Here is an 11,929-nt window from a genome sequence, read left to right on the forward strand (position 1 = left end):
AGGCCAACGGGCACGGCGGGCACGGCGGGCACGGCGGGCACGGCACGGCACGGCACGGCACGGCACGGCACGGCACGGCACGGCACGGCACGATAAGCATTGCACGAATCGTTGCTTGTCGCCATGCGGCCGGTTGCCGAGAATGGGCGTCCTGCCGCGCGTGACGATGCCGAACCGCGAAGGCTTCGTGCTCGCCCATCCCGTATGGAGCCCCACCATGAGCGACACCTCCGTCGCAGCATCCGTCGCGGCGCCGGCCGCGCCCTCGCCGTTCGTCGAGGTCCGCTCGCCGGCCGAGTTCCCCGACAGCCCCGTGTCGCGCGTGCTCGCGCAGCCGCTGATGCTCGGGCTGTTCCTGCCGATCCAGGCCGGCGGATGGAGCGCGTCGACGCTGCCGCGCTCGACCGACTGGACCTTCGACTACAACGCCGACCTGGTCGCGCGCGCAGAAGCGCTCGGCTTCGATCTCGTGTTCGCGCTGTCGCAGTGGCTGCCGAAAGGCGGCTACGGCGGCGTATTCGACGGCCAGGCGCTCGACTCGTTCATGACGCTGGCCGCGCTGACCGCGCGCACCGAGCGGATCATCCTCGTCGCGACGAGCCATGTGCTCTACGGGCCCTGGCATCCGCTGCATTTCGCGAAGTTCACCGCGACGCTCGACCACATCTCGCGCGGGCGCTGGGGCATCAACGTCGTGACCGGCCATCGCGCGATCGAGCACGAGATGTTCGGCTGGAACCGGATCGAGCACGACCGGCGCTACGAGATGGCCGCCGAGTTCCTCGACGCGGTCCAGCAGCTGTGGGCACAGCCGGACAATTTCAGCTACGCGCCCGCGCTGTCGAGCTGGCGGCTGGGCGGCGCATTCGTCACGCCAAAGCCGCGCTACGGCCGGCCGCTGCTGATCAACGCGACGGGGTCCGACGCGGGCATCGCGTTCGCGGCCCGCTATTCGGACATCGTGTTCGTCACGAGCCCGGCCGGCCCCGACGCCGAACGCGCGATCGACGCGCTGCCCGCGCACACCGCACGCGTGAAGGCGGCCGCCGCGACGCGCGGCCGCACCGTCCGCACGCTGCTCAATCCACTCGTGATCTGCCGCGAAACAGCGGCCGAAGCGCGTGCGTACCGCGATGCGATCGTCGCGCACGCGGACGAAGGCAGCTACCATCGCTTCGACAGCGATGCGCATGCGTGGCGCGGCGGCTTCGAGCAGCGTGCCCAGGCGGCGGCGCGCGCGATCGGCGGCAATATCTCGATCACGGGCTCGCCGGACGAAGTCGCCGACACGATCGTGCGACTGCACCGCGCGGGCATCGACGGCATTCAGTTGAGCTTCTACGACTTCAAGCCCGATCTCGACTTCTTCGGCGAACGCGTGCTGCCGCTGCTGCGCGACGCGGGCCTGCGGCGCTGACGTCGCGCCGCGGATGCATACGGCATGTCGCCGGGCGGCACTATGCTTCCTGGACGGCGTGCAGACGCATCCGCCAGCCGACCACCACCGCGATCGCCGAGAATCCCGCGAGCGCCCACATCGGTAGCGAAAGGCCCAGGATCGGCGGATAGCTTGTCTCGCACAACCCGCCGACCTTGAAGACCAGCGGCAGCCAGTGCGCGGGCGGCAGGCCGTCGACGACCGGTTGCAAGGCGTCGGCGCCGCAGCTGAACCCCGGATGGGCCTGCACGTATATGTGCCGGACCGCGACGCCTGCGCCCGCCAGCGCGCTCGACAGGGCCAGCGCCTGCCACAGCCCAGCGCGGCGCCCGCCCACCGAACCGGCGAACGAGAACACGGCGATCAGCAGGAACAAGTAGCGCTGGATGATGCAAAGCGGGCACGGATCCTCGTGCAGCACCAGCTGGATCATGAGCGCACCCGCGACGAGCGCGATGCAGCTCGCGCCGATCGCGCGAAGCGTCCATCGTTGTGCAGCCGACGAACGGGCCGGCGTATTCATCGCCCCCCTCCAAGCGCCCGAACCAGCGACTCGAAGATGCGGTCGACGTCCCGTTCGTCGGTACGCCAGTTGCAAAAGGCGGCTCGCAACCCCCAGGTGCCGTCATGGACGGTCGTGGTGATGAAGACATCCCCGAGATCGCGCACCGCGCGCATGTACGCGTTGACGCGCGCCTCGTCGGGCCGGTCGGCGAGCGTGAAGCACACCACGTTCATCCGGGTCGGCGCGAGCAGCGCGAGGCCCGGCTGCCCGGCGATCCGCTGGCCGAGCCGATTCGCCAGCGCGATGTTGCGGCGGACGATCTCCGCATGCCCTTCCCGGCCATAAGCGGCGAGCGCGAACCAGGTCGACAGCGCGCGCAGGCGCCGCGAATTCTCGGGGGTCAGGTGCACGAAATCCGGGTTGTCGGTCGGTACGCCAAGGTAGGCGGAACTGTTCATGAACACGCGCACCTGCAGGTCGCGCCGGCGGCTGAATTGCACCGCCGCGTCGTACGGCACGTTGAGCCACTTGTGCAGGTCGATGCAGAGCGAGTCCGCCTCGTCGAGGTGGCGGACCAGCGCCGCATGGTTCGGCGAAAGCGCCGCGAACGCGCCGAACGCCGCGTCGACGTGCAGCCAGAACGGATAACGCGAACGCAACGCGGCGATCGCCTCCAACGCGTCGAAGTCGACCGTGTTGACGGTACCTGCGTTCGCGACGACGATCACCGGCTCCCCTTCGAAGTGCTGCAGCCTGGCTTCGAGCGCATCGACATCCACCGCTTCCCGCTCCTTCAGCGTCGGGATCTTCTGCACCGCGCGCCGCCCGATGCCGAGCACGGACAGCGCCTTGTAGATGCTCGAGTGCGGCGCACCCGACAGCACCCGGATCGGCGGCAGCATGCTCACGCCGTCTTCGGCGATGTTGACGCGATTCGGGCACTGCTCGCCCAGCCATTCGCGGGCGATCGCCAGGCCAACGAGGTTCGACATCGTCGCGCCGCTGACGAGCACGCCCTGCTGCGCATCGGACAGCCCGAACAGCTCGCGCAGCCGCGCGACGGTTTCACGCTCGAGATCCGGCGCGGCACTGTCGATGCCGGCGGTCGGATTCTGGTCGTACACGCTCGTCAGCCAGTCGCCGGCAAGCGACGCCGGCGTCGCGCCGCCCGTCACGAAGCCCAGATAGCGCGCACCGGCGCTGCCGGAAAACCCGGGCGCCCAGCGCGTCAGGAAATCGTCGAGCGCCGCGTCGAAGCCGGGGCCGCTCACCGGCAGCGGCCGCGGCTCGACGGGCTTCGGCGCCAGTGCGGCCGGGCGCTCGTCGATACGGTCCAGCACGTCGAGCGCATGCTCGAGCGTACGCTGCAGCACCGCTTCGATGCCGACGAGGTCGTGTGAAAGTTTGGCGTCCATGCAGTCCGTGGAGGTCGAGTGGAGAAAGCGGGATCAAATGGGAGCGTCACGCGCGAGGGCGCAGCGTCGCATACCAGAACACCAGCGCCGTCGCGCTGATCGTGGCGCCGAGCGCGCAGACACCGTTCCAGCCGAAGCGCGCATACACGCAGGTGGACGCGATCGAGCCGAACGCGCAGCCGACGGCATAGAACAACATGTAGCCGGCCGTCAGGCGGCTGCGCGCTTCCGGGCGCACGCCGTAGATCAGACTCTGGTTGGTGACGTGCACCGCTTGCAGCCCCAGATCGAACGCAATGACCCCTACGACGAGCGCAGCGAGCGAATGCATGAAGAGCGCCGTAGGCAGCCACGACACGAGCATCAGCGCGAGACCGATGCCGGAGGTCCACTGCGCGAAACCGCGGTCCGCGAGCCGGCCGGCGCGCGCGGCACCGAGCGCGCCCGCCGCGCCGGCCAGCCCGAACAGGCCGATTTCGGTGTGCGACAACGAGAGCGGCGGCGCACTGAGCGGCAGGACCATCGGCGTCCAGAGCGTCATCGCCGCAGCGAAATGCAGAAATGCGATGCTGGCGCGCACGCGCAACACGCGCTCCTGCCCGAACAGCGCGAACACCGACGCGATCAGCCGTGGATAGGGCTCGGCGGCAGCGGGCAAACGATGGCGCGGCAGAACGCGCGACAACACGGCGGCCAGCACCAGCGTGACGCCGGCCGAGGTGAAATACACCGCGCGCCAGCCCGCGAGATCGGCAATCGCGCCGGAGAAAGTGCGTGCAAGCAGGATGCCGAGCACGATCCCGCTCGTCACGGTACCGACGATGTTCCCGCGTTCGGCCGGCTCGGCAAGCCCCGCTGCAAACGCCACCAGCACCTGGGTGACGACACTGAGGAAGCCGATCAGCGCCATGCCCACGAGCAGCACCGGCGCTTGCGTCGCGGTGCCGATCGTCAGCAGCGCAAGCGCGCTGATCACCGACTGGATCAGGATCATCCGGCGCCGGTCCCACACATCGCCGAGCGGTACGAGAAGCAGCAGCCCCAGCCCATAGCAGACGCTCGTGATCGTCATGATGCCGCCGATCGCGGCGCGCGAGATGTCGAACTGGTACGCGAGCGTATCGAGCAACGGCTGCGCGTAATAGACGTTGGCGACGGCGAACCCCGCCGTCGCCGCAAACAACAGCGTGACGGGGCGCGTCAGCACGGCTCGGGCGGGCTCCGGGCGAATCTGCGGAGGGGGCTGCAGCTGCGACAGTTGTTCGAGACTCATGGTGGCGACTCGTGGCGAACCGGCATGAAGGAAGCAGGCGCGGCGGTGCGTGCGGATCGTGTGAATCCTGCAGACCGCCACCGAGACGGCAGGCCGCGCGGGGTGACGCGCGCTGTCGTCATTGCAGCGACTGGCGCATGTTCTCCATCACCTGGCCCGCACCTTCGTAGTAATCCTTCTCGACGTTGAACCGGATCAGGCATCCGATGCAGATGTCGCGGATCGCGGATGGATTCTGCGTCGCGAGCGGCAGCAGTACCCGCTTCACGAGGCTGTTGCCGTGTACCACGTCGATCTTCGTATGCAGCACGTGGTATTCGATGACCTGCTCGGGCACCTGATGGCGACGCATGCCCTTCACCATCTTCGAGAAGCGGTACGGCACGGTGTCCTCGAGCAGCGTCAGCGTGCCGAGCAGGCGAAGCACATACCAGCGCCGCAGCGCGTACATCGACAGCAGGTTGCCGTTCTTGAGCGCGAGCGCGGACGACAGGATCGATGCGTCGAAGCGCTGCAGATATTGCCGGAAGTACGGTTCCGCCTTGCCGAACAGCAGCGTATGCATGCCGTCGAGATTGCCGAGGCCCATTTCGTCCCAGAAGTTCTCGGCAACCGCGAGCTTCATGTCGCCGAGCATGCCGATCTGCGACAACGCGATCGTATCGTCGAAGCGTCCGTCGACCTGCGCTTCGAGGCAGATATAGAACGCCAGTTGCTCCAGTGACGCCTCCTCCGCCAGAAAGCGGAAAAACGGCGCGACTGCATGGCGATTCGTGCGGCGCAGTTCGTAGTACCACTCCTCGAGTTGCGCGGCGTTCTCCGGTAGCCCGGACAGATCGAGACGCGATTCCTCGTGGAGGTTCCACTCGCTCTCGAGTGTCAGGATCTGATCGTATTCCGCTGCTTTCGGGATCGTGTCGTACGCGCTCGGCGGCGCGAGTTCCCGCAGGTAGAACTGGTTCAACAGCTTCTGTGCTTCGAGCGTATTGCAACGGGGAGTGTCCGCCGTCTCGATGCCGCTCGCGGTGCGAGCCGGCTGCCGCGCAACGTCCGAAATCGCTTGTGATGACATGTCTTTCGCTCCAGGCTGGGGATATCGGTGGGAGGGGTTCCATACGACTCCGGTGAAGGCGGGCATCGCTGCGATGCCACGACCACGAAGCCGACGATGAGAGCAAATGTACCGAACGGGATGCGCGAGGGTTAGCCAGCGCGTCTCAATGGATTGACCCTGCGTCCCATCCGCGCGACGGACGGTGCAAACGAACGCGCAGAAACGGATCGTCGGTTTGTTGGGACAAAAACGCTAACGATGGATGCCACTTTTTCGTACAGTACGTGCACCGGGCTCGCCGCCGCATCGATCGGCGACGGCGACGGCCCGGCTGGACACGGAGGATGAAGCGATGCACAGGCTGACGCTGTTACCGCAGGGTATCGAAGTATGGCTTCCGAATCACGCTTCGTTGACGGAGCTCGACTTCGAACTGCATGGGCGCGAATCGATCCCGTTCGGCTGCCGCGCCGGCGCATGCGGCTCCTGTGTCATCGAAGTGCTGGAGGGCTTGCCGAATCTCGGCAACCGGGAGCCGGAAGAAACCGCTTTCCTGTGCACCCTCGGCTACCCCGACGAGCGCTTCAGGCTCGCGTGTCAATGTCGCCTGACCGGCGCGGCGACCGTGCAGGTCGCCACCACGCCCAACGGTTGACCCTCGTAACGACGCGTTTCCTGTCAGTTCCCACACTATTTATATAGGATCTCTTATGAGCAACCGTGTGAAAAACGTCGGCCTGGAGCACCGCATTCCGTTTCTGAATGCGGCTGCATCGGCTCAGCTGCGCGGCGAAATCGACGCGCTGATCGATCGCCAGATCGACACGTGGTACGAAACCGTGCCGTATGCGGCGCATCTCGAAGGCAAGACCATCGACAGCGAGTACTACCGCCGCCACTTGATCGAAACCGCATGGCGCATCCGCCTGCTGCGGGTGTCCGAATCGAAGGCGCTCGCCGAGATCGCAAAGCGCAGCCCCGAGGCCGCGCAGATCTGGGCGAACTACGAACGCGAGGAAATGTTGCACGACGACCTGTTCGTGCAGGATCTCGAACGTGCGGGCGTGTCGCGCGAGACCTTCCTTGCGACCGAGCCGTACCTGTCGACCAAGCTGCTGACCGGCTATTTTTCGTATCTGCTCGATCATGAAGGGCCGCTCGGCGTCGTCGCGTATTCGTACCTGGTCGAGTATGTGAACGTGAAGCTCGAGCCGCGCAAGATCGAAGCGCTGAAGGGCTCGCTCGGCGAGCAGAACATCGGCGGCCAGATCGCCCATTCGCATACCGACATCAACGACGATCACCCTGGCGAAGTGTGGGCGGCAATTCGTTACCTGTTGCGCACCGACGAAGACATCCATGCGCTGAAACGCTATCTGACCGAACACCAGACCGTGCTCGCGCTGTACTTCAAGGAACTGTACGACGACAAGATCGCCTCGACGTTGAAGGCCGCGGCCTAACAGGGAAGGGAGAGCCGACATGCTGGCTGATGGCATTCTGATTCTGAGTCACTGCGGTTACTCGTTCGTCGAGGATCTCGTCGCGGCGATCAGCCAGCGGCAACTGCAGGCGTACGTATTGACGTCCCGACCGCTGCCGGAGCAGGCCGGGCGGCTCGACGCGCTGCGGGCGCTCGCGGCGGACGTCGATGCGGGCGACACGCACGCGCTGTCGACGGCGGATGTCGATCGCACGCTCGACGCGCTGCAGGCGCGCGGCGTGCGGGTACGTGCCTGCATTTCGGTGTGGGAAGGCTACCGCGCACTGATGGCGCATGCGAACGCACGCCTCGGTGTCGCGGATCTCGACCCCGCGCATGTCGAATCGTTGCGCGACAAACTACACGTTCGCAATACGCTCCATGCGGCCGGCCTCTCCAGCCGCACCGCATACGCGCTCACCCCGCACGTGCTGCGCGACCTGCAGGCGGCCGGCGGCGACTATTTCGTGAAACCGCTGCGCGGCATTGCGTCATATGGCGCGTTCCGCCTCACGCGCGACACGACGTGGGCGACGCTCGAGGCGATCGCGGACGAAACGCAGGCGGACACGGTCTACGCATCGGTGTTCGGCGACCGGGCCCGGTTCATCGCGGAAGAGTACGTGAGCGGCACCGAGTTCAGCTTCGAGTTGCTGGCCGTGGACGGCCGGCTCTATGTCGTCGCGATTCACGAGAAGTGCGAGTTGACCGAGGCGAACGGCACCGTGCTGGAGGATAGCTGCACGAGCCCGCCCGTATCGATCGCCGCGCACCAGTGCGCAGCCGGCATTGCATGGCTCGGTTCGGTGTTCGCGCATCTGGCGCTCGGCTGGGGCTGCTTCCACGTCGAGGCCCGCTTCGACGGCACACGGTGGGATCTGATCGAGATCAACCCGCGCGTGGGCGGCAGCCTGATTTCGCCGAGCGTGAAGGCGCTCACCGGCGACGCGAACCTGCTCGACATGTGGCTCGGCATCCTGCTCGATCCGGACGGCGCGCACGGGCGGCTCGCCCGCCTCGCCTATGCCGCCGACGGTCGTGCGCCGGGCTCGAACGCGACGTTCTTCCGCGTCTACTTTGCATCGCCGGGGCGGATCGAGGAGATCCGGCTCAATCCGCTGCCGCGTGAACCGATCGTCACCCAGGTGCTGCTGAAACCCGGCGACGAGATCGATCCGGCGTCGCGCGAGGTGTTCCTCGGCCAGTTGCTGTGGTCGATGAGCCGCGCCGAACGCGACGCCGAACTCGACACACTGCTCGCGACCTCGGCGGACGCGATCGCCGTGCACTACGGCGTCGCCGAACCCGCGCTGGGAGCCTGACCATGACCACCCAATCCGCTTCGACGCTGCTGATCGTCGACTACAACCTCAGCCGGGTGGACGACGTCGCCCACCTCGCCCGCTACGCGCGTGAGCGCTACGGCGCACGCACGGTGCTGATCCGTTCGGGGCCCGGCGAGCGCGACCGGCGCATCTGCGACGACGTGATCGATCTCGATCCGCTCGCCGACGGCTTTGTCGATGCCGCGCTCGCGCGGCTCGCGGATATCGCGAGCGATCTGCGCGCCGGCATCGTGTTTTCCGACAACGCGGTCCAGCAAGGCGCCGCATTGCTGGAGCGGCTCGGCCTGACGGTCGACTCCGCACCGCTCGCGCAAGGCGCGTTCAGCAAGCACGCCTACCGGGTTGCCGAACACCGCGTGCGCGCGCTGCTCGAAGCCCAGCGCGTGATGGTGCCGGACTATGCCGAGGCCGCGTCGGTCGACGATCTGCGGCGCTTCGCGGCCGATCATCCGGGCGGCTTCGTCGTCAAGCCCTCCTGTGAGGGCAACAACCGGGGCGTGGTGGTCGTGCGCGACGGCGACAGCCTCGACGCAGCGTTCAGCGAAGTCGCGCCGTATCTGTCGCGCGGTGTGATCTGCGAGGCCTTCATTCCGTTCGCGCGCGAGTTTTCGTTCGACGGCCTGGGCGCCCTGTCGTTTACAACCGAGAAGGTCAGCGCCACCGGACGCTATCCGGTCGAGGTCGCGCAGATTCTGCCGTCGCGGCTCGCCGCGCACGAAGCGGACACACTGACGCGCGCCGGCCGGCTGGCGAACCTGCTGGTCGGCCAGCGGGACGGCCCGTTCCACAACGAAATCAAGCTCAGCGACGACGGGCTGCGCGCGGCCGTCGTCGAGCCGAACCGGCGCCCGGCGGGCATGAAGATCTGGTGGCTCGCCCGCTGGGCCTACGGCGTCGACCTGTTCCATGCTTGGATCGATGCGGCCTGGGGGGTTGCGCCGCCCCCCACGCTGCCGCCGCCCGGGCGTTTCGCCGCCGCCGTGATGCTCGGCGTGGCCGAGGACCAGTCGTTTTCGTCGCAGGACGTGCGCATCGACGCGTCGCCGCTCGACGATGCGATCGCCGATACGGCCCGCATGCTCGGCTTGAGCGACGGCGCACTGCAAGCGCGCAGCTTCGAGTGGCTGTCGACGGAGCGGCGCTTCGTGCATGCGATCGCGCGCGATAACGCCGACTTCGTCGCGCTCGCCTGCATCACGCTGGAAACCGGCGACGCCGACATCCGCGATGTGGTGGCCACCCTGCGCGCGAACTGGCCGGCGGCACTCTGCGCCGCCTGCGAAACACGCGCGGCGGCATGACACCGCCGCCATTCGTTCTGTCTGGAGACCTGGGATGAAGATTCTCGTACTGCACCGCGTGCCGTATCCGCGCATCGACTACGCGCGCGGTATCGATCACGATCGGCACGACGTGACGTACTTCGGCAAGCGCGACATTCTGGACACGATTCCGGCGCAGCTGCGCTGCACCCGTGTCGAACGGGCCGGCCTCGCTTCTGCATTCGACGAAGCCAGCGCATGGCTCGATGCGCATCCGCACCGCTTCGACGTCGTGATTTCCCTGTCGGAGTATGAATTGCTCGACGCGGCGAAGCTGCGCGCCCGGCTCGGCATCGGCGGCAAATCGGTCGAACAGGTGATGCTGGTGCGCGACAAGGTCAGGATGAAGCAGGCCGTGCACGACGCCGGCGTGCGTGTGCCGCGCTTCATGCCGCTGCGCGACTGGATCGACGCGCACGGACACACGCCGTGGCACGGCGCAACCGTGCTGAAACCGCACAGCGGCGCATCGAGTGCGGATGTCGTCGTGTTCGACACGCCCGCCGCGCTATCCGACGCGCTGGCGGCCGGCCGCACCGGCGTCGCCGCGCTCGATTCAGGCGCGCCGCGTATCGACGACTTCGAACTCGAGGAATTCGTCGATGGCCCGATCCTGCATTTCGACGGCATCGTTGCCGACGGCGAGATCCGTGCGATCACGGCGAGCCGCTATGTCGGCACCTGCCTGGCCTATGCCGCCGGCCGCCCGCTCGGTTCGTTCCATTTCGCGCTGAGCGACGCCGCCCGCCGATGGGTCGAGCGCACGCTGGCCGCCGTGTGCATCGACGGCGGCGCCTTCCATCTCGAAGCGATCGAGCACGCGGGCGAACTGGTGTTCCTCGAGGTCGGCAATCGGGTCGGCGGCGCCGACGTGGTCGCGACCTTCGAGCTCGCCACCGGCATTCACCTGCCGTCGACCGAGCTGAGCCTCCTGCTCGGCGAACCGATCCGGATTCCGGCACGCGCCGCGTTCACGCAGCAGCTGTGGCACGGCTGGTTCGTGTTTCCGGGGCATCACCTGCGAGGCGGGCGGTATCACGGGTTCAGCGGCACCGAGCCGTTCCGCGGCAGTGCCGCGGTGCTCGCATGGAACGAACTCGAAATCGGTCGCGCGTTCGCGTCGAACGTCACGTATTCGGCGCACGAAGCGCCGCTCGCCGGCATCATCGGCACGCCAAGCCCCGACGAGACGCGCCAATGGATCGAGCGGCTATTCGCGGCGGCGTCGCTGAGCGTTCATGTTCCGACGGCGTCTTGACCCTCACTTTTTCAACGGGAGCCGAGCATGGCACATGTCGTCACCGAAAGCTGCATCCAGTGCCGCTACACCGATTGCGTCGACGTGTGCCCTGTCGATTGCTTTCACGAAGGCTCGAACTTTCTCGTCATCGACCCGGATGAGTGCATCGACTGCGGGGTATGCCGCGGCGAGTGCCCCGTCGACGCGATCTTCCCCGCCGACGAGGTGCCGGCCGGCCAGCAAGCGTTCGTCGCACTCAACGCCACGCTGTCGAAAACCTGGCCAAGCATCACGCGCAGCCAGTTGCCGACGGCGGACGCGGCGCGCTGGGCGAACGTCAATGACAAGCTCGCGCTGTTGAAGGCATAGCGGCGGGAGCGGCAACACACCGGCATCGCGGCGGGAGCCGGTCTCGATAATCCCGCTTCGCCATCCATCATTCACGGAGGTTTGTATGGCGCTCAATCCGCTGCAGCAGTTCTTCTCGAAGGTCGGTGCCCGCGACGTGCAGGGCGCGCTCGCCGTTATCGACGACGCGACGGTATTCGAGCCGCAGGGTCCGGCGTATCTGCCGATCTACGGACGATTCGTCGGCAAGGCCGGCGTGGAACGCCTGCTCGGCACGCTCGCCGAGCAGTTCGAGACCGAGACGTTCGAGATCAGGAAATGGGCCGAAGCCGACGATTACGTGTTCGCGTACGGCTTCATGCAGCACCGCGTGCGCAAGACGGGCCGGATCTTCAAGAGCGAGTTCGCGGTCGTCGCGCAGATCGAGGGCAACGTGATCCGTCATTACCGGATCTTCGAGGACACGGCCGCCGCCGTGGAAGCGTTCGCCTGATCGCGCGGCACG

General features: G+C 67.0%; 12 protein-coding genes. 8 read left to right on the top strand and 4 right to left on the bottom strand.

The genetic code is table 11. The features are described from left to right. Positions 1-217: 217 nt before the first annotated feature. The gene (locus tag ABFO07_RS33260) at positions 218-1,417 is read left to right on the top strand and encodes an LLM class flavin-dependent oxidoreductase (protein ID WP_347469751.1); all 1,200 of its coding nucleotides are present in this window, start codon (positions 218-220) and stop codon (positions 1,415-1,417) included. Between the two features lie 40 nt (positions 1,418-1,457). On the opposite strand, the gene ABFO07_RS33265 is transcribed toward ABFO07_RS33260, so the two are convergent. The 4 genes from ABFO07_RS33265 to ABFO07_RS33280 form a co-directional block, all read right to left on the bottom strand. Continuing rightward, positions 1,458-1,961 carry a disulfide bond formation protein B gene (locus ABFO07_RS33265; protein ID WP_060014921.1) on the bottom strand — a complete coding sequence of 168 codons (504 nt, stop codon included), beginning with the start codon at positions 1,959-1,961 and terminating at the stop codon, positions 1,458-1,460. Beyond that, positions 1,958-3,358, bottom strand: a complete 1,401-nt coding sequence (locus ABFO07_RS33270; protein WP_347469753.1) for a pyridoxal phosphate-dependent decarboxylase family protein — start codon at positions 3,356-3,358, stop codon at positions 1,958-1,960. Before ABFO07_RS33270 ends, ABFO07_RS33265 begins: the two co-directional genes overlap by 4 nt. 46 nt (positions 3,359-3,404) lie before the next feature. After that, a complete protein-coding gene (locus ABFO07_RS33275) occupies positions 3,405-4,631 on the bottom strand; it encodes an MFS transporter (RefSeq protein ID WP_347469754.1) in 1,227 nt (408 codons plus the stop codon). Positions 4,632-4,749: 118 nt separating this feature from the next. After that, entirely contained in the window at positions 4,750-5,703 is a 954-nt protein-coding gene (locus ABFO07_RS33280; protein ID WP_347469755.1) for an iron-containing redox enzyme family protein, read from the bottom strand. Positions 5,704-6,037: 334 nt separating this feature from the next. Between ABFO07_RS33280 and ABFO07_RS33285 the strand changes: the two genes are divergently transcribed. The 7 genes from ABFO07_RS33285 (at position 6,038) to ABFO07_RS33315 (ending at position 11,917) form a co-directional block, all read left to right on the top strand. Further along, positions 6,038-6,340: a 2Fe-2S iron-sulfur cluster-binding protein gene (locus tag ABFO07_RS33285; protein WP_059810111.1), complete on the top strand. Its 303-nt coding sequence runs from the start codon at positions 6,038-6,040 to the stop codon at positions 6,338-6,340. Positions 6,341-6,395: 55 nt separating this feature from the next. Continuing rightward, positions 6,396-7,148, top strand: a complete 753-nt coding sequence (locus tag ABFO07_RS33290; protein WP_059557719.1) for a hypothetical protein — start codon at positions 6,396-6,398, stop codon at positions 7,146-7,148. A 19-nt stretch (positions 7,149-7,167) separates the two neighbouring features. Further along, positions 7,168-8,490, top strand: a complete 1,323-nt coding sequence (locus ABFO07_RS33295) for an ATP-grasp domain-containing protein (protein ID WP_347469756.1) — start codon at positions 7,168-7,170, stop codon at positions 8,488-8,490. A 2-nt stretch (positions 8,491-8,492) separates the two neighbouring features. Then, complete coding sequence (locus ABFO07_RS33300; RefSeq protein ID WP_347469757.1) at positions 8,493-9,815, top strand: ATP-grasp domain-containing protein; 1,323 nt, start codon at positions 8,493-8,495, stop codon at positions 9,813-9,815. 34 nt (positions 9,816-9,849) lie between these two features. Further along, entirely contained in the window at positions 9,850-11,094 is a 1,245-nt protein-coding gene (locus ABFO07_RS33305; protein ID WP_347469758.1) for an ATP-grasp domain-containing protein, read from the top strand. Between the two features lie 27 nt (positions 11,095-11,121). Further along, complete coding sequence (gene fdxA, locus ABFO07_RS33310; protein ID WP_059923654.1) at positions 11,122-11,445, top strand: ferredoxin FdxA; 324 nt, start codon at positions 11,122-11,124, stop codon at positions 11,443-11,445. An 85-nt stretch (positions 11,446-11,530) separates the two neighbouring features. Further along, positions 11,531-11,917 carry a nuclear transport factor 2 family protein gene (locus tag ABFO07_RS33315; protein ID WP_059557729.1) on the top strand — a complete coding sequence of 129 codons (387 nt, stop codon included), beginning with the start codon at positions 11,531-11,533 and terminating at the stop codon, positions 11,915-11,917. Positions 11,918-11,929: the final 12 nt, after the last annotated feature.

It is taken from the genome of Burkholderia stagnalis (genome assembly GCF_039848545.1).
In the GTDB taxonomy this organism is placed as follows: Bacteria; Pseudomonadota; Gammaproteobacteria; order Burkholderiales; family Burkholderiaceae; genus Burkholderia; species Burkholderia stagnalis.